A 25,671-nucleotide genomic window follows, 5' to 3' on the forward strand; every position below is an offset into this window, starting at 1 on the left:
GTTACCCGGCAGGGCCGTTTTCACGCATGGACGACGAACTCAATACACGACTCAAACCTCTGCGCGATCGTATCGACGCGCTCGACGCGCAGCTGATCGCGCTCCTGAACCAACGCGCGTCGGTTGCGCTGGAAGTGGGCGAGGTCAAGAAGCACTTCAACGCGCCAGTGTTCCGGCCCGAGCGCGAGATGCAGGTGATCGCGCGCCTGCAGGAAATGAGCGAGGGCCCCCTCGCGGACGAACACATCGGTGCGATCTGGCGCGAGATCATGGCGGCAAGCCGCGCGCTCGAAAGGACCATCAAGGCCGCGTACCTCGGACCCGTCGGCACCTATAGCGAGCAGGCGATGCACGAGTACTTCGGTCAGTCGATCGAAGGGCTGCCGTGTCCGTCGATCGACGAAGTGTTTCGTTCGGTCGAGGCGGGCGCCGCCGACTACGGCGTCGTGCCGGTCGAGAATTCGACCGAAGGCGCGGTGTCGCGCACCCTGGATTTGCTGCTGCAAACGCAACTGACCATCGGCGGCGAACTCGCGCTGCCGATCCATCACAATCTGCTCACGCAAAACGGGCTCGAGGGCGTCACGCGCGTGTGCGCGCATGCGCAGGCGCTCGCGCAGTGCCAGCGCTGGCTGTCGACCAACGCGCCGCATCTCGAGCGCCAGGCGGTGTCGAGCAATGCGGAAGCCGCGCGCATGGCGGCCGAAGATCCGAGCGTCGCGGCTATCGCGGGCGATCGCGCCGCGATCCATTACGGCTTGCAGGTCACCAACGCGCTGATCCAGGACGATCCGCACAACCGCACGCGCTTCGTGATGATCGGCAAAGAGCCGACCGGTCCGAGCGGCTACGACCAGACCTCGCTGATCGTGTCGGTCGTCAACGAGCCGGGCGCGATGGTCAAGCTGCTCGAGCCGCTCGCGCGCCACGGCGTGTCGATGACGCGTTTCGAATCGCGTCCGGCGCGTGTCGGCACGTGGGAGTACTACTTCTATATCGACGTCGAAGGCCATCGCGACGACCCGGCCGTGGCCGCCGCGCTCGCCGGACTCGGCGAGAAGGCCGCGTTCCTGAAGATACTCGGCTCATATCCGCGCGCCCGCTAGGGGCGGCTAGCGGAGTCCGGGCGGCACCGCGTGCTGCCCGAGCGCATATTTCACCATCCATCGTCGTTCGGAGATTTTTCATGACAGCGTCTTTCGGCCCCTCCCATGTGCGTGCGATTGCGCCGTACATTGCCGGCAAGCCGATTTCGGAAGTGGCCCGCGAGTTCGGTCTCGACGAGGCGAGCATCGTGAAGCTGGCATCGAACGAGAATCCGCTCGGCATGCCGGAGTCGGCGCAACGTGCGATGGCGCAGGCGATCGCCGATCTCGGCCGCTATCCGGACTCGAACGGCTTCGAGCTGAAGGCGGCGCTCGCCGCGCGCTACGGCGTGCCGGCCGCGTGGATCACGCTCGGCAACGGCAGCAATGACATCCTCGAACTCGCGGCGCATGCGTTCGTCGAGCAGGGTCAGGCGGTCGTGTTCTCGCAGTATTCGTTCGCGGTCTATGCGCTCGCGACGCAGGGCGTCGGCGCGCGCGCGATCGTCGTGCCGGCCGTGCGCTATGGTCATGACCTCGACGCGATGCTCGCCGCGATCGACGACGACACGCGTCTCGTGTTCGTCGCGAATCCGAACAATCCGACCGGCACGTTCATCGACGGTCCGACGCTCGAGGCGTTTCTCGCCAGGGTGCCGCCCCATGTGGTCGTCGTGCTCGACGAGGCGTACACCGAATATCTGTCGGCGGACAAGCGCTACGACTCGATTGACTGGGTGCGCCGCTATCCGAACCTGCTGGTGTCGCGCACGTTCTCGAAGGCGTTCGGCCTCGCGGGCCTGCGCATCGGCTTCGCGATCGCGCAGCCCGACCTGACCGATTTGCTGAATCGCCTGCGTCAGCCGTTCAACGTCAATACGCTCGCGCAAGCCGCGGCGATTGCGGCGCTCGACGACAGCGCGTTTCTCGAGAAGAGCGCGGCGCTGAACGCGCAAGGCTACAGGCTTCTGACCGAGGCGTTCGACAAGCTCGGCCTCGAATACGTGCCCTCCGAAGGTAACTTCGTGCTCGTGCGCGTCGGCGGCGACGACAAAGCCGGCGCCCGTGTGAACCTCGCGCTGCTCAAGCAGGCGGTGATCGTGCGACCGGTCGACAACTACGGCTTGCCGCAGTGGTTGCGCATCACGATCGGCCTGCCGGACGAAAACGAAGCATTCCTCGCGGCGCTCGAAAAGACGCTTGCCGAGACTGCCACAGCCTAAGCATTAATCCTTGACCCCGCGCGTCCGGCCGGCAGGAGCGGCGCGCATTTTGTGTGACCGACGTGGCCGCGTTTTCTTTTAACAAGCTGGTGATTTTCGGTGTCGGCCTGATCGGCGGATCGCTCGCGCGCGCGTTGCGTGAGCGCGGCGAGGCCGACGGCGCGCGCACTGTAATTGGCGTCGGACGGACCTCCGCGTCGAGCGAGCGCGCATTGGCGCTCGGCGTGATCGACGGGGCCGCGGCGCTCAACGACGAACTCGCGCTGCGCGACGCGCTCGCGGGCGCGGACCTCGTGCTGCTCGCGGCGCCGGTCGCGCAGACGCAGTCGCTGCTCGAACGCATCGCACATCATCTCGAGGCGAACACGATCGTCACCGACGCGGGCAGCACCAAGTCCGACGTGGTCGCCGCCGCGCGCGCGGCGCTCGGCGCGCGGATCGGTCAATTCGTGCCGGGCCATCCGATCGCGGGCCGCGAGTCGAGCGGCGTCGATGCCGCATTGCCCGATCTGTACGTGAACCGCAACGTCGTGTTGTGCCCGCTGCCGGAGAACCGGCCCGAAATGGTCCAGCGCGTCGCGGCGATGTGGCGCGCCACCGGCGCGCTGGTGCGGGACATGACGCCGCAGCAGCACGACCGCGTGTTCGCGTCGGTTAGTCATCTGCCTCACGTGTTGTCGTTCGCGCTCGTCGAACAGATTCTCAACTCGCCCGATGCCGCGTTGAAGTTCTCGTTCGCGGCGGGCGGCTTTCGCGACTTCACGCGCATTGCCGCGTCGAGTCCGGAGATGTGGCGCGACGTATGCGTCGCCAATCGTGTAGCGCTGCTCGACGAGCTCGACGCGTACACCGCAGTGCTCGCGCGCCTGCGCACGGCGATCGAAGCCGGCGACGGTGCCGCGCTCGAAGCCGTGTTCGCCCGCTCGCGGGTCGCCCGCAGTCAGTGGCAGGAGCAGCGCGCGGCCGGCGGGGCCGGCAGCGACGCGTCGAAATAACCGGAAAACTGGACTCATCATGGAATTCCTCGATCTCGGACCTTTTTCCCGTGCGTCTGGCACGGTTCGTCTGCCCGGCTCGAAGAGCATCTCGAACCGCGTGCTGCTGCTCGCCGCGCTCGCCGAAGGCGACACGACGATCACGAATCTGCTCGATTCGGACGACACCCGCGTGATGCTCGACGCGCTGGAAAAGCTCGGCGTGCGATTGAAGCGCGACGGCGATACCTGCGTCGTGACCGGCACGCGCGGCGCGTTCACCGCGCGCACGGCCGACCTGTTCCTCGGCAACGCGGGCACCGCGGTGCGGCCGCTGACCGCCGCGCTTGCCGTGAACGGCGGCGACTACCGGATCCACGGCGTGCCGCGTATGCATGAGCGGCCGATCGGCGATCTGGTCGACGGTCTGCGCCAGATCGGCGCGAGGATCGACTATGAGCAGAACGAAGGCTATCCGCCGCTGCGCATCCGCCCCGCACAGATCACGGCCGACGCGCCGATCCGCGTGCGCGGCGACGTGTCGAGCCAGTTCCTGACGTCGCTGCTGATGACGCTGCCGCTGCTGCGCACCGCAAGCGGCGTCACCACGGTGCAGGTCGACGGAGAGTTGATCTCGAAGCCGTACATCGAGATAACGATCAAGTTGATGGAGCGTTTCGGCATCAAGGTCGAGCGTCACGGCTGGCACCAGTTCGTCGTGCCGGCGGGGCAGCGCTACCAGTCGCCGGGCACGATCATGGTCGAGGGCGATGCGTCGTCCGCGTCGTACTTCCTCGCTGCGGGCGCGCTTGGCGGCGGCCCGCTGAAAGTGGAAGGCGTGGGCCGCGCGAGCATTCAGGGCGACGTCGGCTTTGCCGATGCGCTCATCAAGATGGGCGCCAACCTGCAGATGGGCGACGACTGGATCGAAGTGCGCGGGGTCGGCAACGATCACGGCAAGCTCGATCCGATCGACATGGACTTCAACCTGATCCCCGACGCCGCGATGACGATCGCCGTTGCCGCGCTGTTTGCGGACGGTACGACCACACTGCGCAACATCGCGAGCTGGCGCGTGAAGGAAACCGACCGCATCGCCGCGATGGCGACCGAGCTACGCAAGGTGGGCGCGAAGGTTCAGGAGGGCGAGGACTTTCTCGTCGTCACGCCGCCGGAAAAGCTGATCCCGAATGCCGCGATCGACACCTACGACGATCACCGCATGGCGATGTGCTTTTCGCTCGTGAGCCTGGGCGGTGTGCCGATCCGCATCAACGACCCGAAGTGCGTCGGCAAGACGTTCCCTGATTATTTCGAGCGCTTCACCGCGCTTGCGCAATCCTGATGCAACCCAGATTCGCGTGCGAATCGCCTGAAGTGCGACTTTTTCGATGAAACCGACCCGTCCCTTTCACCAGACGCCCGTCATTGCGATCGACGGCCCCAGCGCCTCCGGCAAAGGCACCGTGGCCGCGATGGTGGCCGCCAACCTCGGCTTTCACCTGCTCGACAGCGGCGCGCTGTACCGGCTCGCGGCGCTCGCGAGCCTGCGTTACGGCATTGCCGCGGATGACGTCGACGCACTTGTCAAATTGATCGACGACCTCCATATCACCTTCCGCGAGGGACTGGCGCAGCTCGACGGCGTCGATGTATCGACCGAAATTCGCGCCGAGGACGTGGGCAGCCGGGCCTCGGCGGTTGCCGTGCACGCGCCGGTGCGGGCCGCGCTGGTGGCGCGCCAACGGGCGTTTCGCAAGGAGCCGGGGCTCGTCGCCGACGGGCGCGACATGGGCACCGTGATCTTCCAGGATGCCGTGCTGAAGGTGTTCATGACCGCGAGCGTCGAGGCCCGCGCGACGCGCCGGCATAAGCAATTGATCCAAAAAGGATTTTCTGCTAATATAGATGACTTGCTCCGGGATTTGCGTGAGCGCGACGAGCGTGACAGTCAGCGCGCGGCCGCGCCGCTCAAGCCCGCGGCAGATGCAAAACTGCTTGATACCTCCGCATTGTCGGTCGACCAGGCGGTCGAGCAGGTGGTGCGATGGTATGAAGCGCTGGTCCAGCAGGCGTAACTGAACACAGTAACGCCGCAGTGGCCAGAGAGCGGCAGTTCCATTGCTGGTAGGTGCTTCGCGATGGTCGCGAAGCGTTGTTTTTAACCCTTTAACCACGCGTGGCATTCGCGTTCATGCCGAAGTTGCTGACCATTCCGGTGAGCCAGGCGCTGCGAAAACCATGCAAACTCTGATTTTTATGTCCGACCTGCAAACCTCTACCCCGAATACCGAATCTTTTGCGGCTCTGTTCGAAGAGTCGCTGACCAAGCAGGACATGCGCGCTGGCGAAGTGATCTCCGCCGAAGTCGTGCGTGTCGACCACAACTTCGTGGTCGTGAACGCTGGTCTGAAGTCCGAAGCCTACATCCCGCTCGAAGAGTTCCTGAATGACGCGGGCGAGGTAGAAGTGCAGGCGGGCGACTTCGTTTCCGTCGCGATCGACGCGCTGGAAAACGGCTATGGCGACACCATCCTGTCGCGTGACAAGGCGAAGCGTCTGGCTTCGTGGCTGTCGCTGGAAAAGGCGCTGGACAACAACGAACTCGTGACCGGCACGATCACGGGCAAGGTCAAGGGCGGCATGACCGTGATGGTCAACGGCATCCGCGCGTTCCTGCCGGGTTCGCTGGTCGATACGCGTCCGGTCAAGGACACGACCCCGTACGAAGGCAAGACCCTCGAATTCCGCGTCATCAAGCTCGACCGCAAGCGTAACAACGTCGTGCTGTCGCGCCGCGCTGTCATCGAGGCAACGCAAGGCGAAGAGCGCGCAAAGCTGCTCGAAACGCTGAAGGAAGGCGCGATCGTCGAAGGCGTGGTCAAGAACATCACCGACTACGGCGCATTCGTGGACCTCGGCGGTATCGACGGCCTGCTGCACATCACCGACATCGCATGGCGTCGCGTGCGTCACCCGAGCGAAGTTCTGTCGGTTGGCCAGGAAGTCACCGCGAAGATCCTCAAGTTCGACCAGGAAAAGAACCGCGTTTCGCTCGGTATCAAGCAACTGGGCGACGATCCGTGGGAAGGCATCTCGCGCCGTTACCCGTCGGGCACGCGTCTGTTCGGTAAGGTCACCAACATCACCGACTACGGCGCGTTCGTCGAAGTGGAATCGGGCATCGAAGGCCTCGTCCACGTGTCGGAAATGGACTGGACCAACAAGAACGTTGCTCCGTCGAAGGTTGTCCAGCTGGGCGACGAAGTCGAAGTCATGGTTCTCGAAATCGACGAAGACCGCCGCCGTATCAGCCTCGGCATGAAGCAGTGCAAGCCGAACCCGTGGGACGACTTCAGCCGCAACTTCAAGAAGGGCGACAAGATCAGCGGCGCCATCAAGTCGATCACCGACTTCGGCGTGTTCATCGGTCTGCCGGGCGGCATCGACGGTCTGGTTCACCTGTCGGATCTGTCGTGGAGCGAAACCGGCGAGGAAGCCGTTCGCAAGTACAAGAAGGGCGACGAAGTGGAAGCGATCGTTCTCGGCATCGACGTCGAGAAAGAACGTATTTCGCTGGGTATCAAGCAGCTCGAAGGCGACCCGTTCAGCAACTTCGTTGCAATGAACGACAAGGGCTCGATCGTCGACGGTACCGTCAAGTCGGTGGACGCGAAGGGTGCTGTGGTCCAGCTGTCGGGTGAAGTCGAAGGCTACCTGCGTGCTTCGGAAATCGCGCAAGACCGCGTGGAAGATGCTCGCAACGTGCTGAAGGAAGGCGACAAGGTCAACGCGATGATCATCAACATCGATCGCAAGTCGCGCGGCATCAACCTGTCGATCAAGGCGAAGGATTCGGCTGAGCAACAGGAAGCCATCCGCGGCCTCGCTGCTTCGGATTCGAGCGCAGCCGCTACCGGCACGACGAACCTCGGCGCGTTGCTGAAGGCCAAGCTCGACGGCCAGAACCAGTAAGCCTGAGAGGTCTGCTGCAGTATGACCAAATCGGAATTGGTCGCCCAACTGGCTGCGCGATTTCCGCAACTTGTTCTCAAAGATGCGGATTTCGCGGTGAAGACGATGCTCGATGCGATGTCGGAGGCGCTTGCCAAAGGCCATCGCATTGAAATTCGTGGCTTCGGCAGCTTCGGCCTCAACCGCCGTCCCTCCCGCGTCGGACGCAATCCGAAGTCGGGCGAGAAGGTGCTGGTACCTGAGAAGTACGTACCGCACTTCAAGCCGGGCAAGGAATTGCGCGAGCGGGTGGATAGTCGTGCGGGCGAGCCGCTGAAGGCCGAGGGGCCGGATGACGACCTTTAAAGAGTCCGCTGTGCGTCTTGCAGCGTGGCATAGCTAGCGTCAGCGGCCAAAGCCAGTCGGCAAAAGACCAGGAAAAGCGCCTTCGGGCGCTTTTTTTTCGTCCATGCTTCGGGGGCATGCCGCTGCGGCCGCTGCCTGTCGCGAATCGCCGGTAAGCGCCGTGTCCCGCCACTTGCTGCCCAGCCGCGAGGGCATCCATTACAATACGGGTCACTTCGGCGCGGGCAACACCGTGGCGCGACGCGTCATCAAGCCGGCGTCACCCCGCAACTGCCGTCAAGAGATCTATTCATGAAATTTATCGTCTGGCTGATCCGTGTGCTGGTGTTCGTGCTGCTGCTGGTGCTGGCGCTCTCCAACACGCAACCCGCTACGTTGAATTTCCTCGCCGGCTATGTCTGGTCGGCGCCCCTGATTCTGATTGGCCTGGCGTTTTTCGTAATCGGTTTGCTGGCAGGTCTCGTGTCGGCGATGCCGGCGGTCGTGCGTCTGCGTATGGAGAATGGCCGACTCAGGCGGGAGTTGCGCGTGGCGCGCGAGACCCCGGCCGTCGTCGAGCAGCCGCCGATGCCGCCGCTGATCTGACATGTCTTGCGCCGCGCGCTCTGAGCGCGGCTTTTCGTTTCCGCTTTCCCGCACATTTGCATTAATCGCATGGATCTAGACTTCTGGTGGCTGCTGGTCATACCCGTCGCGTTCGCGTTCGGCTGGATGGCAGCGCGCTACGACCTCAAGACGCTGCTGTCCGAAAGCGCCAACCTGCCGCGTTCGTATTTTCGCGGCCTGAACTTCCTGCTCAACGAGCAGCCCGACCAGGCGATCGACGCGTTCATCGAAGTCGTCAAGCTCGACCCTGAAACGGTCGAACTGCATTTCGCGCTCGGCAATCTGTTCCGCCGGCGTGGCGAAACCGACCGCGCGATCCGCGTGCATCAAAATCTGTTGAGCCGCGCGGACCTGCCAGTCAGCGAGCGAGACCATGCACTGTACGAGCTCGGCCAGGACTTCCTGAAAGCGGGTCTGCTCGACCGTGCCGAGGAAACTTTCCGCTCGCTGCAGGCCGGCGATTACGCACTGGGCGCCCAACGCGCGCTGCTGACGATCTACGAGATCGAGAAGGACTGGGTCAAGTCGATCGATACCGCACGCCATCTCGAAACGATGGGCGCCCCGTCGCTCGACAAGGAAATCGCGCAGTTCCATTGCGAACTTGCGCAGGAAGCGCTGCAGCAGAAGAAGCCCGACGAAGCGCGTCGTCAACTCGGTCTCGCGTTGAAGGCGAATCCGACCAACGTCCGCGCGACGATCCTGTTCGGCGATGTCGACGCGGCCGGCGCCGCGCCTGATGCGGCGATCGGGCAATGGCGCCGCGTCGAGGAGCAGAACCCCGCGTATCTGCCGCTCGTCGCCGAGAAGATCATGAAGGCGTACGAAGCACTCGGTCGCGCGCAGGAGGGTGCCGATCTGCTGACCACGTGGGTTGACCGTCATCCGAGCAACGATCTTCTCGACGTCGCGTATCAGCACGTCGCGTCACTGCGCGGTACCGATGCCGCGCATGCGCTCGCGCGCTCGCAGATGCAGAAGTCGCCGAATCTGGCCGGCATGACGCGCCTGCTCGAAGCGCAGCAGGCCGTCGCAGAGGAGCCACGGCGCAGCGAGCTCGAACTGATGCGCACGCTGATCCGTCAGCGCACCAAGAATCTGCCGCGCTATACGTGCCAGAATTGCGGTTTCAGGGCGCGGCTTTTCTACTGGCAGTGCCCGGGTTGCAGCGGCTGGGAAACCTATGCACCGCGCCGCATCGAGCCGATTACCGCGTCGAACTGACGCCGCACGGGCGGCGCTGGCCGCGTCGGTGTTCGTTGCCACGTAACCACCCGCCCGTGAATATCGCAACGAGTTTATCGCCGGTCTCATGAGCGGCATTCATCACCGGAACCATCTACCGGAAAGCGTATGAAAATCACCATTATCGGCACCGGCTATGTGGGCCTTGTCACCGGCGCATGTCTCGCCGAGATCGGCAACGACGTCTTCTGTCTCGACGTCGATCAGCGCAAGATCGACATCCTCAACAAAGGCGGCGTGCCGATTCACGAACCGGGCCTGCAGGAGATGATTGCCCGCACGCGCGCGGCTGGCCGCATCACGTTCTCGACCGATGTCGCGGCGAGCGTCGCGCACGGCGACGTGCAGTTCATCGCGGTCGGCACACCGCCCGACGAAGACGGCTCCGCCGATCTGCAATACGTGCTCGAGGCGGCGCGCAACATCGGCCGCACGATGAACGGCTTCAAGGTGATCGTCGACAAATCGACGGTGCCGGTCGGCACCGCGCAACGCGTGCGCGCGGTAGTCGACGAAGAACTCGCGAAGCGCGGGCTCGCCGGCAGCGCGCAGCATCGCTTCTCGGTCGTGTCGAACCCCGAGTTCCTGAAGGAAGGCGCCGCCGTCGACGATTTCATGCGTCCGGACCGCATCGTGATCGGCATCGACGAAGACGAACCGGGCATGCGCGCGCGCGAAATGATGAAACGCCTGTACGCGCCGTTCAACCGCAATCACGAACGCACGCTGTATATGGACGTGCGCTCGGCCGAGTTCACGAAGTACGCGGCCAACGCAATGCTCGCAACGCGCATCTCGTTCATGAACGAGATGTCGAATCTCGCGGACAAGGTCGGCGCCGATATCGAAGCCGTTCGCCGCGGCATCGGCTCCGATCCGCGCATCGGCTATCACTTCCTGTATGCGGGCTGCGGCTATGGCGGCTCGTGCTTCCCGAAGGACGTGCAGGCGCTGATCCGCACCGCGAGCGAGAGCGGCCACAATCTGCGCATTCTCGAAGCGGTCGAGGAAGTGAACCACCAGCAGAAGGACGTGCTCGTGAACAAGATCGCCGCGAAGCTCGGCGACGATCTGAGCGGCCGCACGTTCGCGGTGTGGGGGCTCGCGTTCAAGCCGAATACCGACGACATGCGCGAGGCGCCGAGCCGCCGCGTGATCGGCGAGCTGCTCGCGCGCGGCGCGAAGGTGCGCGCGTACGATCCGGTCGCCGTGACCGAGGCGCGTCGCGTGTTCGCAATGGATCTGCATGCGGCGCCCGAGCAGCTCGCGCGCCTCACGTTCACGGGCACTCAGGACGAAACGCTGACCGGCGCCGACGCGCTCGTGATCGTGACCGAATGGAAGGAGTTCAAGAGTCCTGATTTCGTGCATCTTAAATCGGTGCTGAAGACGCCGCTGATTTTCGACGGCCGCAATCTGTACGAACCGGACGCGATGACCGAGCTCGGTATCGACTATCACGCCATTGGACGCCCCTATGCCCAACCCTCTGAACTTCCGGCCGATGCCTGAGGTCAAGCCCGCGATGCCCGCCGCCACGCCGGGGCAGAAATTGACGGTCGTGCCGCGCGCCCAGCTTGGCGCGGCGCGCGTGCTGGTGGTCGGCGACGTGATGCTCGACCGTTACTGGTTCGGCGACGTGAACCGTATTTCGCCGGAAGCGCCGGTGCCGGTCGTGCACGTGCAGCGCCAGGAAGATCGCCTCGGCGGCGCGGCGAACGTCGCGCGCAACGCGGTCGCGCTCGGCGCGCAGGCGGGTCTCTTGTGCGTGGTCGGTCATGACGAGCCCGGCGAGCGCATCGTGCAACTGCTCGACGAAAGCGGTGTCACGCCACATCTCGAACGCGACCCGGCCTTGCTGACGACGATCAAGCTGCGCGTGCTGTCGCGGCAGCAGCAATTGCTGCGCGTCGACTTCGAAAACTCGCCGGCGCACGAGGTGCTGCTCGCGGGTCTTGCGCGTTTCGACGAACTGCTGCCGTCGCACGACGTGATCCTGATGTCCGACTACGCGAAGGGCGGCCTCACGCACGTCACGCAGATGATCGCGAAGGCGCACGCCGCGGGCAAGCCGGTGCTCGTCGATCCGAAGGGCGACGACTGGGAGCGCTATCGCGGCGCGACGCTGATCACGCCGAATCGCGCCGAATTGCGCGAGGTCGTCGGCCAATGGAAGTCCGAGGAAGATCTGATCGCGCGCGTGACGAAGCTGCGCGCCGAACTGCAGTTCAAGGCGCTGCTGCTGACGCGCTCGGAAGAGGGCATGACACTGTTCTCGGACGACGGCATCCTGCACGCATCGGCCGTTGCACGCGAAGTGTATGATGTGTCGGGCGCGGGCGACACCGTGATCGCGACACTCGCCGCGATGCTCGGCGCGGGTCTTTCGCTCGTCGACGCGGTCGGGCTCGCGAATCGCGCGGCCGGCATCGTGGTCGGCAAGCTCGGCACCGCCACCGTCGACTACGACGAACTCTTTTCCTGATGCAGCCCGCGGGCCCCGTCGTCCTGACGGACCAGCGGCCCCCGCGCGGCGTTGATCGAACGAAGCTCATTACAAAGCTCACTACGGCAGGATCATCATGACCGTCATCGTCACCGGCGCGGCCGGTTTTATCGGCAGCAATCTCGTGAAGGCGCTCAACGAGCGCGGCGAACAACGCATCATCGCCGTCGATAACCTCACACGAGCGGACAAGTTCAAGAACCTGGTCGACTGCGAGATCGACGACTATCTCGACAAAACCGAATTCGTCGAGCGCTTCAGGCGCGGCGACTTCGGCAAAGTGCGCGCGATCTTCCACGAAGGCGCCTGCTCGGACACGATGGAAACCGACGGCCGCTACATGATGGACAACAACTACCGCTATAGCCGCGACGTGCTCGACGTCTGCCTCGCGCAGAACATCCAGTTCCTGTACGCGTCGTCGGCGGCGACGTATGGCGGCTCGAGCCGCTTCGTCGAGGAGCGCGAGGTCGAGCAGCCGCTCAACGTGTACGGCTATTCGAAGTTCCTGTTCGACCAGGTGATTCGCCGTGTGCTGCCGGGCGCGAAGAGCCAGATCGCGGGCTTTCGCTATTTCAACGTGTACGGGCCGCGCGAAACGCACAAGGCGCGCATGGCGTCGGTCGCGTTTCACAACTTCAACCAGTTCCGGGCCGAGGGCAAGGTCAAGCTGTTCGGCGAGTACAACGGCTATGCGGCCGGCGAGCAGACGCGCGATTTCATCTCGGTCGAAGACGTCGTCAAGGTCAACCTGTTCTTCTTCGATCACCCGGAGAAATCGGGCATTTTCAATCTCGGCACCGGCCGCGCGCAGCCGTTCAACGACATCGCGAGCACCGTGGTCAACACGCTGCGCGCACTGAACAACGAGCCGGCGCTGTCGCTCGCGGATCAGGTGCAGCGCGGGCTGATCGAATACATCCCGTTCCCGGACGCGCTGCGCGGCAAGTACCAGTGCTTCACGCAGGCCGATCAGTCGAAGCTGCGCGCCGCCGGCTACGATGCGCCGTTCCTGAGCGTGCAGGAAGGGGTCGATCGTTACGTGCGCTGGCTGTTCGGCCAGGTGTGATTAGTACGGCATCCTCTTTAAACTGGAATCTCCTGGCCGGTGATGGTCGCCGGCCAGTGGCAACAGGGAGATTCCAATATGTTTCGAAAAGTACTGGTTACCGCGGCGATGCTCGCCGCTTTCGGCCACGCGTATGCGGCGGTCGACGTCAACACGGCTAACGAAGACGCGCTGCGCAGTATCAAGGGCATCGGCGCGGCAAAAGCCAAGGCGATTCTCGACGAACGCAACGCGCACGGCCCATTCAAGGATGCGGGCGATCTCGGCAAGCGCGTCAAGGGCATGGGCGGGCATACCGTCGAGCGCCTGCAGGCGGAGGGTCTCGCTGTCGGACCGGCTGGCGCGGCTGCTAGCACGCAAGTTGCGGCAACTGCATCGAACAGGGAGCCGGCCGCTGCGGCCGCTGCCGCCGCCACGCAGAAAAGCGCTCCCGCCGTGGCGGTGAAGAAATAAGCCGTCGCGAACCTTGCGTGTGCGACGCCCACGGGCGGCTTGCGGCGCGCGGGGCTCGCGAACGCTCCACTACCTCGATGGGTACACACGAGTTCCCGCGGCTCGCAGCCGCGGGTTTTCTGCGTTCCAAGCCGCCTGCATCCATGCGAACAGAAGGGCTGCAGGGCAGCGCCGGACATCGTGGTTTAGAATCGATAGATTGAAGACACTCATTCGCGCATCGATCGATAGACCCGATATGGCATACAAAACGATTGAAGACACAGTCGGCAATACGCCGCTCGTGCAACTCGTCCGGCTTCCCGACGACGAGATCCGCAGCCGCAACAACGTGATCCTCGCCAAGCTCGAGGGCAACAATCCGGCGGGGTCGGTGAAGGACCGTCCGGCATTGTCGATGATCAAGAAGGCGGAAGCGCGCGGACGCATCAAGCCGGGCGACACGCTGATCGAATCGACCAGCGGCAACACCGGCATCGCGCTCGCGATGGCCGCCGCGATCCGCGGCTACAGGATGGTGCTGATCATGCCGGAGGATCTGTCGGTCGAGCGCCGTCAGAGCATGGCCGCCTACGGCGCGGAAATCGTTCTGACGCCGGTTAAGGGCGGCATGGAGTACGCGCGCGATCTGGCCGAGCAGATGCAGCGCGAAGGCAAGGGCATCATCCTCGATCAGTTCGCGAACCCGGACAATCCGGCCGCACATATCGAAGGCACGGGACCGGAAATCTGGCGCGACACCGAAGGGCGCATCACGCACTTCGTGTCGTCGATGGGCACGACCGGCACGATCATGGGCGTGTCGACGTACCTGAAAACGCAGAACCAGCAAATCGAAATCATCGGCGCGCAGCCGGAAGAGGGCTCGCGTATTCCGGGCATCCGCAAATGGCCGGAAGCGTATCTGCCGAAGATTTTCGATCGCAGCCGCGTCGACCGCGTGGAGAACGTCAGTCAAGCCGCGGCCGAGGCGATGGCGCGCCGCATGGCATCGGTCGAAGGCATCTTCGCGGGCATTTCGTCGGGCGGCGCGTGTGAAGTCGCCATGCGCATCGCGCGTCAGGTCGAGAACGCAACGATCGTGTTCGTCGTCTGCGATCGCGGGGATCGTTATCTGTCCACCGGAGTGTTTCCCGCGTAAGCGGCTCGCCGGGCGCCTTCGCAGGCGCGCGAATCAAAAAAGCGCCGGTGCTGTTCAGAGCCGGCGCTTTTTTACTTCATTCACCGCGAGGCGCGCACAGCGACTCGCGGCGTGACTCACTGCGAATCAGAGTTCGACTGATCCGCCTGACCTTGCGACGCACCGCCGTTGTTGGCCGCCTTTGCGGCATCGATCGCTTCCATCTGCGCCTTGACCTTCTGACCGAGCTGGTACACCGCGAGCGCATAGAAGAAGCTGCGGTTGTAGCGCGTGAGCACATAGAAATTCTTCAGGCCGAGCACGAACTCGGTGCCGCGTCCCGGCGACGGCAGATCGACCACCGTGACGGGCGTGCCCGCTTCGGCAGCAATGTCGACGTTCGGTTCGTTCAGCACCAGCCCGGCGCGCAGCAACTGATCGAGCGGCCAGTGCGGCTCCGGCTCACCATTGGCCGCCGCCTGCGCGACACCGAGGCTGCCCGCGTCCGAGCCGATGCGCCACACCACGGGCCGGCCGCTTTCCCAGCCGTTCTGCCGCAGATAGTTCGCGACGCTGCCGATCGCATCGGCCTCGCTCGTGCGCAGATCGATGCGCTTGTTGCCTTCGTAGTCGACCGCGTATTGCACGATGCTGCTCGGCAGGAACTGCGGAATGCCGATCGCGCCGGTGTATGAGCCTAGCACCGAGGTCGGATCGATCTGCGCGTCGCGCGTCCACACCAGGTAGTCTTCGAGATTCTTGCGGAACGTGGCCTGGCGGTCCGCGCGATTCGCGGTGTTCGGATAATCGAAGCTCAGCGTGGTCAGCGCATCGAGCACGCGGAAGTTGCCCATGTAGCGGCCGTAGATCGTCTCGACGCCGATAATGCCGACGATCATCTCGGGCGGCACGCCGAACTCCTGATACGCGCGCTGCAGCGTGGCCCGGTTTTCACGCCAGAACTGCACGCCGGCATTGATGCGCACCGGGTCCAGGAAGCGTGCCTGATACGAGCGCCAGTTCTTGATCGACGGCGTCGGCGACGGCGTGACGAGCTTCACCGCGGTCGCCGAGTAGCTGACGCGGGCGAACAGCGCGTGCAGCGACGCTTCGTCGAAATCGTAGCGCGCGACCATCTCGTTGATGAACGCATCGACGTTCGCGTTGTTCGCGTAGCGCTGCGGAATGATCTCTTCCTCAAACGTTTGCCCTTGCGGCACCGGCTGCTGCGGCTGGCTCTGCGCGACCAGCAGCGGCGCTTTCTTCGTGGCGCTTTGGGCGCTCGCGGGACTTGCTGCGATGAACATGCACGATGCGACGGTCAGTGAGGCGGCGAGGGTGCCGAGGTAAAGCCGGTTGCGTGGGGATCGTGCGGACAGAGCAAGCTTGACGGTCATAGTGAGCAGTGAGCGCGATGCGTGAAAGGCTGGAAGCAGTCGGAAAGCGGCAGGAACGAAACGGCGAGTAACGGGTCGGGGAAGTATACCCGACGGCTTTCGCAAAACCGTGCCGAATCAGCGACAGTGGCGTCGTGTGGTAACTTGACGAATGTGGGCGCGCCAGGGCGCGCGCCGCTCGACGGAGACACGCCGCGCGCGCAGTCCATGCGCCGCGCCGAAGACGAGACGCACAATACGAACTATGGCAACAGGCTTCTATTCCCACCCCGACTGTCTGCTGCACGACATGGGGCAGTGGCATCCCGAATGTCCCGCGCGCCTGCAGGCGATCGAGGATCAACTGATCGCGAGCCGCATCGACGCGCTGATCGAGCGCGAATCGCCGCCGCTCGCCGACGAGGCCGCGCTGCTGCGCGTGCATACGCAGGCGCATGTCGACTACATCCGCGGCCGCGCGCCCGTCGAGGGCACCGCCGAAATCGATCCGGACACGACGATGAACCCGCACACGTGGCAGGCCGCCTTGCGTGCGGCGGGCGCGGCGGTCGCCGCCACCGACGCGGTGATCGAAGGCCGCTACGACAACGCGTTCTGCAGCGTGCGCCCGCCGGGTCACCACGCGGAGCCGGCCCGCGCGATGGGCTTTTGCTTTTTCAACAACGTGGCGATCGCCGCGCGCCACGCGCTCGAGGCGCACGGCCTCGCGCGCGTGGCGATCATCGACTTCGACGTGCATCACGGCAACGGCACCGAGGCCGCGTTCTCGGGCGACCCGCGCGTGCTGATGTGCAGCATCTTCCAGCATCCGTTCTATCCGTTCACGGGCGCCGACAACCAGGCGCCCAACATGTGCAACGTGCCGATGCCGGCGCGCTCGAACGGCATGGCCGTGCGCGAGGCGGTCGATATGCTGTGGTTGCCGCGTCTGCACGAGTTCCGGCCGGAGATGCTGTTCATCTCGGCGGGCTTCGATGCGCATCGCGAGGACGACCTCGGCAACCTGGGGCTCGTCGAAGACGATTACGCGTGGATCACCGACCAGATGCGCGAGATCGCGCGACGCTATGCGCGCGGGCGCATCGTCAGTTGTCTCGAGGGTGGCTACAACCTGTCGGCGCTCGGGCGCAGCGTGGTCGCGCACGTGCGGTCACTGGCCGGGATTTGAGGTCGAGGAGCGAGCAAACCATGAGCGCCACCCCTGCCAACACCGGCGCCGCGTCGCTAGTTACGGTCGAACCCGACGCGTATCGCGTGCCGGGCGTCGTGCGCGTCACGATGAACCGGCCCGATGCGTTCAACGCGTTGTCCGAAGCGCTGCTCGACGAACTGCAGCAGACCCTGACCGATCTCGCGAAGACCGCTGCGCGTGTGGTCGTCATTGCCGGCGCGGGTCGCGCGTTCTGTGCGGGACACGATCTCAAGGAAATGCGCGCGGCGCCGTCGCTCGCGTATTACCAGCAGCTATTCGCGCGCTGCACGAAGCTGATGATGACGATCCAGCGCATGCCGCAGCCGGTGATCGCGCGCGTGCATGGCATCGCCACGGCGGCCGGCTGCCAGCTCGTCGCGATGTGCGATCTCGCCGTTGCCGCCGATACCGCGCGCTTCGCCGTGTCGGGCGTGAACCTGGGATTGTTCTGCGCGACGCCGTCGGTGCCGCTGTCGCGCAACCTGTCGCGCAAGGCCGCGCTCGAAATGCTGCTGACCGGCGATTTCATCGACGCCGCCGAAGCGCGCAAGCAGGGGCTCGTGAACCGCGTTACTCCAGCCGATGCGCTCGACGACGAAGTCGCGCGGCTCGCCGCGAGCATCTGCGCGAAGCCGGTCGAAGCGGTCAGCGCGGGCAAGGGCCTGTTCTACCGGCAGCTCGAAATGGGCATCGAGGCCGCATACCAGCTCGCCGGTCAGACGATGGCGTGCAACATGATGGACGACTCGGCGCTCGAAGGCGTGCAGGCCTTTATCGACAAACGCGCGCCGGAGTGGAAGCGGTAGCGGGCGGCTGCCCGCTCTGTGCCCTTCACTGAGTCCCTAACTGCGTCCCAGCGCCCGTTTTTCGATCCACTCGACCAATGCCTCGATCACCCGATCCCGATCGAGATCGTTCATCGTCTCGTGATAGCTGCCCTCGTGCAGCGTGAGCGTCTTGTCCGGCGAGCCCGCGTGCTTGCCGAACTCGCGGCTGCCGTCGGGCTCGGTCAGTTTGTCGGCGGTGCCATGAAACACGAGCAGCGGCATGCGCAGCCCCGCGCGACCGCGTTCGATGCGCGCCATCGCGAGCAGCAGCTCGGCGCCGGTGCGCGCCGGAATCGCGTCGTGATGCACGAGCGGATCGTTGCGGTTGGCATTGACCACCGGCTGCACGCGCGAGAGCAGCGCGGGGTCGATCTTCATCGCCGGGAAGCCGGGGTAGAGGCGGCTGATCACCTGGCTTAGCGCGAGCATCCACTTCGGCACGTCCCGGCCCGGCGCGAGCGCGGGGCTCGACAGGATCAGGCCGCTCAGGCGCCGGCCGCTCGCGTCGAGACGCTCGATCGCATACAGCGCGGCCACCGCGCCACCCATGCTGTGACCCATCAGGAAGAGCGGCGCGCAGCTTTGCGCGGCGGCGTCGAGCAGCGCTTGCGCATCGAGCAGGTAGTCGTCGAAGCGTTTCACATAGGCGCGCTTGCCTGGCGCGTGGCCGTGGCCCCGCAGATCGATCGCGACGAGCTCGATGCCCGCCGCGTTGAGCCGGCCCGCCACCGCGGCGTAACGGCCGGCGTGCTCGGCGAGCCCGTGCAGCAGCGCGACCGTCGCGCGTGTCGGCCCGCTCGGCCGCCAGCGGTAGAGCGGCAACGAAATGCCATCGGCGGTCGTGACCGAGGCGAGCTGCGGTGCGTCCTTGTTGAGACTGCCGGCGCTCGCGCGCACGGTGTGGCCCGGGGAAGTCTGCATGGCGGCGGTCTGTGCGCTAGGAAGGTGGCCCGATCATAGTCGTAGCGGCGCGAGGCGCGTGAGCTTTGCTCACAAGGGATGCCTCTAATGCCCTCAGGTTATGAAAAGATCGGAATTGATTATTAAAGGGTATGTCGCCGCTGCGGTAGAATGGCGACCTCAAATCCCAATAAAAGAAACGGCGGCCGCTTGTCGGGAGCATCATGCTCGCCGGCAGCCTCCGCCGTTTTTGTTTGTCCATGATCGAAATACGCAATGTTTCCCAGCGCTTCGCCGGACCTCGGGGCTGGGTCGAGGCGCTGCACAACGTCAATCTGTCGATTCCGGCCGGCGAGGTGTTCGGCATCATCGGCCGCAGCGGCGCGGGCAAGAGCACGCTGGTTCGCACGATCAATCTGCTGACGCGTCCGTCCGAGGGCAACATCCTCGTCAACGGCCGCGATCTGACGACGCTGCCCACCGCGCAATTGCGCGACGCGCGTCGCGAGATCGGCATGATCTTCCAGCACTTCAATCTGCTGTCCTCGCGCACCGTGTACGAGAACGTCGCGCTGCCGCTCGAACTGGCGGGCATGAAGCGCGACGAAATCGAGGCGAACGTGCTGCCGCTGCTCGAACTCGTCGGCCTGTCGGCGCAGAAGGACCGCTATCCGGCGCAGATCAGCGGCGGCCAGAAGCAGCGCGTCGGCATCGCCCGCGCGCTTGCGAGCAAGCCGAAGGTGCTGCTCTCGGACGAGGCGACCTCCGCGCTCGATCCCGAAACCACCCGCGCCATTCTTGATCTGCTCAAGCGCATCAATCGCGAACTGAACCTGACGATCGTGCTGATCACGCACCAGATGGACGTGATCAAGCAGGTCTGCGATCGCGTCGCGGTGCTCGACGCGGGCCGCGTCGTCGAAGAGGGCAAGGTGATCGACGTGTTCCTGCAGCCGCGCCATGAAGTCACGCGCGCGCTGATCGGCGACGTGATCGCGCAGGAGCTGCCGCCCGCCATGAAGGCGCGCGTCGCGCAGCGCCTGAAGACCGGCAACGGCCATCTGTTGCGCCTCGCGTTCACCGGTTCGGGCGTCGATCAGCCGATCCTGTCGGAAACGATTCGCCGCTACGAGCTCGATTTCAACATCCTGCACGGCCAGATCGACGAGATCCAGGGCCAGGCGTTCGGCTCGCTCGCGGTGCTCGCGGGCGGCGATCCGGCACAGGTCGCGCAGGCGATCACGTTTCTGCGCGAGCAGGGTGTCGTGGTAGAGGAGCTCTCGCATGTTGAGTGAAATGTTCGATATGTTCGTCCAGTCGTTCTGGGAGACGCTCATCATGGTGGGCATCTCCGGACTGATTGGCGCTGTGGTCGGCGTGCCGCTCGGTGTGCTGCTGTATCTGACTGACCGCCAGGGCGTGCTCGAAAACGTCGCGGTGAATCGCGTGATGGGCGTGATCGTCAATGCGGTGCGCTCGACGCCGTTCATCATCCTGCTGGTCGCGGTGATTCCGTTTACGCGGCTCGTCGTCGGTTCGTCGATCGGTACCGCGGCGGCGATCGTGCCGTTGACGATCGCCGCCGCGCCGTTCATCGCGCGTCTGGTCGAGACGGCGCTGCGCGAGGTCGATCGCGGGCTCATCGAAGCCGCTCAGGCGATGGGCGCGACCACCAGCCAGATCGTTTTCAAGGTGCTGTTGCCGGAATCGCTGCCGGGTGTGATCGCCGGTTTGACGATCACGTTCGTGTCGCTGGTCGGCTATTCGGCGATGGCCGGCGCGATCGGCGGCGGCGGTCTGGGTGACCTCGGCATCCGCTACGGCTATCAGCGCTTCCTGCCGGAAGTGATGCTCGCGGTCGTGCTGATCCTGATCGTGTTCGTGCAACTGGTGCAGTCGTTCGGGGATTGGCTCGTGCGTCGTTTGAGCCACAAATAAACAAGGGCGATCGGAAGCCCGCTCATAGAGATTCGGAAAAGGTCCACCATGCAACGTCGCTTCATTCTCAAGCTGGCCGCCGCGCTTGGCGCGGCAACGCTCTTCGCCACCACTGCGGCGCATGCCGAAGACACGATCAAGGTCGGCGTGACAGGCGGCCCGCATGCGCAGATCATGGACGTCGTGAAGACGGTTGCCGCAAAGAACGGTCTCAACATCAAGATCGTCGAATTCTCCGACTACGTGCAGCCGAACGCGGCGCTCGCAAGCGGCGACCTGGACGCGAACAGCTACCAGCACGACCCGTACTTGCAGGCGCAGGTGAAGGATCGCGGCTACAAGCTGATCCGTATTGCCGACACGGTCACGTACCCGATGGGCATCTATTCGAAGAAGGTGAAGTCGCTCGCCGAGTTGCAGCCGGGCGCGAAGATCGCGGTGCCCAACGACCCGACCAACGGCGGCCGCGCGCTTCTGCTGCTGCAGAAGCTGGGCTTGCTGAAGCTGCGCGCCGATGCGGGCCTGAAGGCGACGCCGCTCGACATCGTCGACAATCCGCGCAAGCTGAAGATCGTCGAGCTCGACGCGGCGCAGATTCCGCGTTCGCTCGGCGATGTCGACGCCGCCGCGATCAACACCAACTTCGCGATGGAAGCGGGCCTGAAGCCGAAGCAGGATGCCATCGCGATCGAAGACCCGAAAGGTCCGTACGTGAACATCATCGCGATTCGCGAGGCGGACAGGAATAAGCCTTGGGTCGCGAAGCTCGTCGCGGCGTACCACTCGCCGGAAGTGAAGCAGTTCATCGACAGCAAATTCGGCGGCTCGGTGATCACCGCCTGGTGAGGCAAGGGCCCACGGACCTCGCAGAACACGACGGCAATGCGAAATTAGAGGTCTGAGTCGGAACCCGGGGTTGTCTCCCGGGTTTTTTCGAGATTAAAATAGAACGATCGTTCGATATTGCCGTCACGCCGCTGAGGAGCGATATCCTCCCGCAAAGCGCCCGCGACAGGGCTGTCACGAGGGCAGTCGCTATAATGTTCGTCGGGTTGACGTATTCGTAACTTTGGAGCGTGTGCATGAAAATTCTGGTGCCAGTGAAAAGAGTGGTCGACTACAACGTGAAGGTCCGCGTGAAATCGGACGGCACGGGCGTCGACATCGCCAACGTGAAGATGTCGATGAATCCGTTCGACGAAATCGCGGTTGAAGAAGCCGTGCGTCTGAGGGAAGCGGGCGTCGCGACCGAAGTGATCGCCGTGTCGGCGGGTGTGACGCAGGCGCAGGAAACGCTGCGCACCGCGCTGGCAATCGGCGCGGATCGCGCGATCCTGATCGAATCGGGTGAAGATCTGCAGCCGCTGGCGGTCGCGAAGCTGTTGAAAGCGCTGGTCGATAAGGAGCAGCCGCAACTGGTGATCCTCGGCAAGCAGGCCATCGACGACGACTCCAATCAGACTGGCCAGATGCTCGCGGCTTTGGCTAACCTGCCGCAGGCGACGTTTGCTTCGAAGGTCGTTGTTGCTGACGGCAAGGCGACGGTGTCGCGTGAAGTGGACGGCGGCGCGGAAACGCTGTCGCTGACGCTGCCGGCTGTCGTCACGACCGATCTGCGCCTCAATGAGCCGCGCTACGTGACGCTGCCGAACATCATGAAGGCGAAGAAAAAGCCGCTGGAAACGATCAAGCCTGAAGACCTCGGCGTCGATGTCACGCCGCGTCTGAAGACGCTGAAAGTGGTCGAGCCGCCGAAGCGCTCCGCCGGTGTGAAGGTGCCGGACGTGAAGACGCTGGTCGAGAAGCTGAAGACCGAAGCGAAGGTGCTTTAAGTAGAACGCGGAGACAGAGCAAATGACGAACCTGGTAATTGCAGAACACGACAACGCCTCGATCAAGGCCGCGACGCTGAACACGATCGCAGCGGCACAGAAGATCGGCGGTGACATTCACGTGCTGGTCGCGGGTCACAACGCGCAGGCCGCGGCCGATGCCGCAGCGAAGATCGCTGGCGTGAGCAAGGTACTGCTCGCGGACGCGCCGCAGCTCGAAGCGGGCCTTGCGGAAAACGTCGAAGCCACGGTGCTGAACATCGCGAAGAACTACACGCACATCCTCGCGCCGGCGACCGCCTACGGCAAGAACATCGCGCCGCGGATCGCCGCGAAGCTCGACGTCGCGCAGATCAGCGACATCACCGCAGTGGATTCCGCCGACACGTTCGAGCGTCCGATCTACGCGGGCAACGCGATCGCGACGGTTCAATCTCAAGATCCGATCAAGGTCATCACGGTGCGCTCGACGGGCTTCGACGCGGTAGCGGCCGAAGGCGGCAGCGCAGCGGTCGAAAAGATCGAAGCGGCAGCGGATGCCGGCATCTCGCAGTTCGTGAGCCGCGAAGTGACGAAGCTCGATCGTCCGGAACTGACGAGCGCAAAGATCATCGTGTCGGGTGGCCGTGGTCTGGGCAATGGCGAAAACTACACGAAGGTGCTCGAGCCACTGGCCGACAAGCTGAACGCGGCGCTGGGCGCATCGCGCGCGGCCGTCGACGCGGGCTTCGTGCCGAACGACTATCAGGTCGGCCAGACCGGCAAGATCGTCGCACCGCAACTGTACGTGGCGGTCGGCATTTCCGGCGCGATCCAGCACCTCGCCGGCATGAAGGACTCGAAGGTCATCGTCGCGATCAACAAGGATCCGGAAGCGCCGATTTTCAGCGTGGCGGACTACGGCCTCGTCGGTGATCTGTTTGCCGTCGTGCCGGAGCTCGTGAGCGAACTCGGCTAAGCGCCGCGGCGGCTCGCAGAAGTCGCCGACAGCAAGCGAAGGGCGCAGGACCGACCAAGTCCCGCGCCCTTTTTTTATATCAAGGGAGGAGAACGGAAATGAGCTACACGGCACCCATCAAGGACATGCTGTTCGTGATGAAAGAACTGGCCGGACTCGAAGACATCGCGAAGCTGCCCGGCTTCGAAGACGCGAACCTCGACACCGCGCAAGCCGTGCTCGACGAGTCGGCGAAACTCTGCGGCGAAGTGCTCGCGCCGCTGAACGTCGACGGCGATCGCAATCCGAGCAGCTGGAAGGATGGCGTCGTCACCGCGACGCCCGGTTTCAAGGACGCGTTCCGCCAGTTCGCCGAGGGCGGCTGGCAAGGCGTGCAGCATCCGCTCGACTACGAAGGGCAGGGGCTGCCGAAGCTGATCGCGACGGCGTGCATCGAGATGCTGAACGCGTCGAACCTGTCGTTCGCGTTGTGTCCGCTGCTGACGGATGGCGCGATCGAGGCGCTGCTCACGGCCGGCAGCGAAACGCAGAAACAAACCTTCGTGCCGAAGCTGATCTCGGGCGAATGGACCGGCACGATGAACCTGACCGAGCCGCAAGCGGGCTCCGATCTCGCGCTCGTGCGCACGCGCGCCGAGCCGCAGGGCGACGGTTCGTTCAAGCTGTTCGGCACGAAGATCTTCATCACCTGGGGCGAGCACGACATGGCGAAGAACATCGTCCATCTCGTCCTTGCGCGCACACCGAACGCGCCCGAAGGCGTGAAGGGCATTTCGCTGTTCCTCGTGCCGAAGTTCCTCGTCAACGAGGACGGCTCGCTCGGTGAGCGCAACGACGTGCATTGCGTGTCGATCGAGCACAAGCTCGGTATCAAGGCGAGCCCGACCGCGGTGCTGCAGTTCGGCGATCACGGCGGCGCGATCGGTCAGTTGATCGGCGAAGAAAATCGCGGCCTCGAGTACATGTTCATCATGATGAACGCCGCGCGTTTCGCGGTCGGCATGCAAGGTGTCGCGATCTCGGATCGCGCGTATCAGAAGGCGGTCGCGTATGCGAAGGAGCGCGTGCAGAGCCGTCCAGTGGATGGCTCCGCGAAGCAGTCGGTCGCGATCATCCAGCACCCGGACGTGCGCCGCATGCTGTCGACGATGCGCAGCCTCACCGAGGCGTCGCGCGCGCTCGCGTATGTCGCGGCTTCGCATTGCGACCTCGCGCATCGTCATCCGGACGAGGCGACGCGCGCGCGGCATCAGGCGATCTACGAATACCTGGTGCCGATCGTGAAAGGCTGGAGCACGGAGCTGTCGATCGACGTGACGAGCCTCGGCGTGCAGGTGCACGGCGGCATGGGCTTCATCGAGGAAACCGGCGCCGCGCAGTACTACCGCGACGCGCGCATTCTGTCGATCTACGAAGGCACGACCGCGATCCAGGCCAACGACCTGATCGGCCGCAAGACGCTGCGCGACGGCGGCAAGGTCGCGAAGGAACTGCTTGCCGGTATCGCCGAAACGGTCGAGGCGCTTGGCGCGCAGCAGGGCGCGGCGTTCGCGTCGATGAAGACGCAGCTCGCGCAGGGCCAACGCGCGCTCGGCGCGGTCGTCGATTTCGTTGTCGCCAATGCGAAGGGCGATCCGAACGCGGTGTTCGCGGGCAGCGTGCCTTATCTGAAGCTCGCGGGTATCGTGCTCGGCGGCTGGCAGATGGCACGTGCGCAGCTTGCCGCGGCCGCCCGGCGCGACGAGGATCCCGCGTTCCACGACGCAAAGATCGCGACCGCGCGGTTTTACGCCGAGCACGTGCTGCCGCAGGCGGCGGCGCTCGAAGTGGCGATCGTCAACGCGAAGGGCGGCGAGGGCGTGCTGGCCTTGTCGGAGGATCAGTTCTGAGCGTGCCGTGATGCTGCAATTGCGGCATCACGCTTGGAGAATGATTCGCCATTGAAATGCAAACGGCGCCTCACTGAAATGAACCCCAAAAGTTGGACACCCGTCCATGCTTTTGGGGTTTTTTTCTGTGACAACAA

General features: G+C 64.4%; 24 protein-coding genes. 22 read left to right on the plus strand and 2 right to left on the minus strand.

The features are described from left to right. Window positions 1-26: 26 nt before the first annotated feature. The 14 genes from pheA to cysM all read left to right on the plus strand — a co-directional run bounded on the left by pheA (window position 27) and on the right by cysM (window position 14,622). Entirely contained in the window at window positions 27-1,106 is a 1,080-nt protein-coding gene (pheA, locus tag CI15_RS14580; protein ID WP_062128905.1) for a prephenate dehydratase, read from the plus strand. Window positions 1,107-1,186: 80 nt separating this feature from the next. Next, on the plus strand, window positions 1,187-2,308 hold the full coding sequence (gene hisC, locus CI15_RS14585; protein WP_062128907.1) for a histidinol-phosphate transaminase: 1,122 nt from the start codon (window positions 1,187-1,189) through the stop codon (window positions 2,306-2,308). A gap of 53 nt (window positions 2,309-2,361) precedes the next feature. Beyond that, window positions 2,362-3,303 (plus strand): prephenate dehydrogenase, encoded by a 942-nt coding sequence (locus tag CI15_RS14590; RefSeq protein WP_062128909.1) that lies wholly within the window; start codon window positions 2,362-2,364, stop codon window positions 3,301-3,303. A 19-nt stretch (window positions 3,304-3,322) separates the two neighbouring features. Continuing rightward, window positions 3,323-4,627 carry a 3-phosphoshikimate 1-carboxyvinyltransferase gene (aroA, locus tag CI15_RS14595; RefSeq protein WP_062128911.1) on the plus strand — a complete coding sequence of 435 codons (1,305 nt, stop codon included), beginning with the start codon at window positions 3,323-3,325 and terminating at the stop codon, window positions 4,625-4,627. A 46-nt stretch (window positions 4,628-4,673) separates the two neighbouring features. Next, window positions 4,674-5,360 carry a (d)CMP kinase gene (cmk, locus tag CI15_RS14600; RefSeq protein ID WP_062128913.1) on the plus strand — a complete coding sequence of 229 codons (687 nt, stop codon included), beginning with the start codon at window positions 4,674-4,676 and terminating at the stop codon, window positions 5,358-5,360. A gap of 163 nt (window positions 5,361-5,523) precedes the next feature. Continuing rightward, window positions 5,524-7,257, plus strand: coding sequence for a 30S ribosomal protein S1 (gene rpsA / locus CI15_RS14605; RefSeq protein WP_062128914.1), 1,734 nt, complete (start codon window positions 5,524-5,526; stop codon window positions 7,255-7,257). A 21-nt stretch (window positions 7,258-7,278) separates the two neighbouring features. Beyond that, on the plus strand, window positions 7,279-7,602 hold the full coding sequence (locus CI15_RS14610; RefSeq protein ID WP_062128916.1) for an integration host factor subunit beta: 324 nt from the start codon (window positions 7,279-7,281) through the stop codon (window positions 7,600-7,602). 291 nt (window positions 7,603-7,893) lie between these two features. Next, on the plus strand, window positions 7,894-8,187 hold the full coding sequence (locus CI15_RS14615; RefSeq protein ID WP_013090140.1) for a LapA family protein: 294 nt from the start codon (window positions 7,894-7,896) through the stop codon (window positions 8,185-8,187). 69 nt (window positions 8,188-8,256) lie between these two features. Continuing rightward, window positions 8,257-9,432 carry a lipopolysaccharide assembly protein LapB gene (lapB, locus tag CI15_RS14620; protein ID WP_062128918.1) on the plus strand — a complete coding sequence of 392 codons (1,176 nt, stop codon included), beginning with the start codon at window positions 8,257-8,259 and terminating at the stop codon, window positions 9,430-9,432. A 129-nt stretch (window positions 9,433-9,561) separates the two neighbouring features. Beyond that, on the plus strand, window positions 9,562-10,965 hold the full coding sequence (locus CI15_RS14625; protein WP_062128920.1) for a UDP-glucose dehydrogenase family protein: 1,404 nt from the start codon (window positions 9,562-9,564) through the stop codon (window positions 10,963-10,965). Further along, window positions 10,931-11,938, plus strand: coding sequence for a D-glycero-beta-D-manno-heptose-7-phosphate kinase (gene rfaE1, locus CI15_RS14630; protein ID WP_075643703.1), 1,008 nt, complete (start codon window positions 10,931-10,933; stop codon window positions 11,936-11,938). The genes CI15_RS14625 and rfaE1 overlap by 35 nt, the downstream gene beginning before the upstream one ends. Before the next feature lie 97 nt (window positions 11,939-12,035). Beyond that, complete coding sequence (gene rfaD, locus CI15_RS14635; protein ID WP_062128924.1) at window positions 12,036-13,028, plus strand: ADP-glyceromanno-heptose 6-epimerase; 993 nt, start codon at window positions 12,036-12,038, stop codon at window positions 13,026-13,028. Between the two features lie 78 nt (window positions 13,029-13,106). Then, window positions 13,107-13,481 carry a ComEA family DNA-binding protein gene (locus CI15_RS14640; RefSeq protein WP_062128970.1) on the plus strand — a complete coding sequence of 125 codons (375 nt, stop codon included), beginning with the start codon at window positions 13,107-13,109 and terminating at the stop codon, window positions 13,479-13,481. Between the two features lie 238 nt (window positions 13,482-13,719). Further along, window positions 13,720-14,622: a cysteine synthase CysM gene (gene cysM / locus CI15_RS14645; RefSeq protein ID WP_062128926.1), complete on the plus strand. Its 903-nt coding sequence runs from the start codon at window positions 13,720-13,722 to the stop codon at window positions 14,620-14,622. Window positions 14,623-14,738: 116 nt separating this feature from the next. Here cysM and mltB read toward each other — a convergent pair whose 3' ends face one another. Continuing rightward, entirely contained in the window at window positions 14,739-15,908 is a 1,170-nt protein-coding gene (gene mltB / locus CI15_RS14650) for a lytic murein transglycosylase B (protein ID WP_062128928.1), read from the minus strand. A gap of 334 nt (window positions 15,909-16,242) precedes the next feature. Here mltB and CI15_RS14655 point away from each other — a divergent pair, with 334 nt between their 5' ends. Continuing rightward, window positions 16,243-17,166, plus strand: coding sequence for a histone deacetylase family protein (locus tag CI15_RS14655; RefSeq protein ID WP_062128929.1), 924 nt, complete (start codon window positions 16,243-16,245; stop codon window positions 17,164-17,166). A gap of 20 nt (window positions 17,167-17,186) precedes the next feature. Beyond that, the gene (locus CI15_RS14660) at window positions 17,187-17,996 is read left to right on the plus strand and encodes an enoyl-CoA hydratase (RefSeq protein WP_062128931.1); all 810 of its coding nucleotides are present in this window, start codon (window positions 17,187-17,189) and stop codon (window positions 17,994-17,996) included. Window positions 17,997-18,032: 36 nt separating this feature from the next. Here CI15_RS14660 and CI15_RS14665 read toward each other — a convergent pair whose 3' ends face one another. Further along, window positions 18,033-18,938, minus strand: coding sequence for an alpha/beta hydrolase (locus CI15_RS14665; protein WP_062128932.1), 906 nt, complete (start codon window positions 18,936-18,938; stop codon window positions 18,033-18,035). Between the two features lie 239 nt (window positions 18,939-19,177). On the opposite strand from CI15_RS14665, the gene CI15_RS14670 reads away from it, so the two are divergent. The 6 genes from CI15_RS14670 to CI15_RS14695 all read left to right on the plus strand — a co-directional run bounded on the left by CI15_RS14670 (window position 19,178) and on the right by CI15_RS14695 (window position 25,534). Further along, a complete protein-coding gene (locus tag CI15_RS14670) occupies window positions 19,178-20,212 on the plus strand; it encodes a methionine ABC transporter ATP-binding protein (protein ID WP_062128972.1) in 1,035 nt (344 codons plus the stop codon). Beyond that, on the plus strand, window positions 20,202-20,855 hold the full coding sequence (locus tag CI15_RS14675) for a methionine ABC transporter permease (RefSeq protein ID WP_062128933.1): 654 nt from the start codon (window positions 20,202-20,204) through the stop codon (window positions 20,853-20,855). The genes CI15_RS14670 and CI15_RS14675 overlap by 11 nt, the downstream gene beginning before the upstream one ends. Window positions 20,856-20,903: 48 nt before the next feature. Next, entirely contained in the window at window positions 20,904-21,701 is a 798-nt protein-coding gene (locus CI15_RS14680; protein WP_062128934.1) for a MetQ/NlpA family ABC transporter substrate-binding protein, read from the plus strand. A gap of 236 nt (window positions 21,702-21,937) precedes the next feature. Then, window positions 21,938-22,687, plus strand: coding sequence for an electron transfer flavoprotein subunit beta/FixA family protein (locus CI15_RS14685; RefSeq protein WP_062128936.1), 750 nt, complete (start codon window positions 21,938-21,940; stop codon window positions 22,685-22,687). A 22-nt stretch (window positions 22,688-22,709) separates the two neighbouring features. Further along, window positions 22,710-23,645: an electron transfer flavoprotein subunit alpha/FixB family protein gene (locus CI15_RS14690; RefSeq protein ID WP_062128938.1), complete on the plus strand. Its 936-nt coding sequence runs from the start codon at window positions 22,710-22,712 to the stop codon at window positions 23,643-23,645. 98 nt (window positions 23,646-23,743) lie between these two features. Continuing rightward, entirely contained in the window at window positions 23,744-25,534 is a 1,791-nt protein-coding gene (locus tag CI15_RS14695; protein ID WP_062128940.1) for an acyl-CoA dehydrogenase, read from the plus strand. Window positions 25,535-25,671: the final 137 nt, after the last annotated feature.

The sequence above is a fragment of the Paraburkholderia monticola genome (genome assembly GCF_001580545.1).
GTDB lineage: Bacteria > Pseudomonadota > Gammaproteobacteria > Burkholderiales > Burkholderiaceae > Paraburkholderia > Paraburkholderia monticola.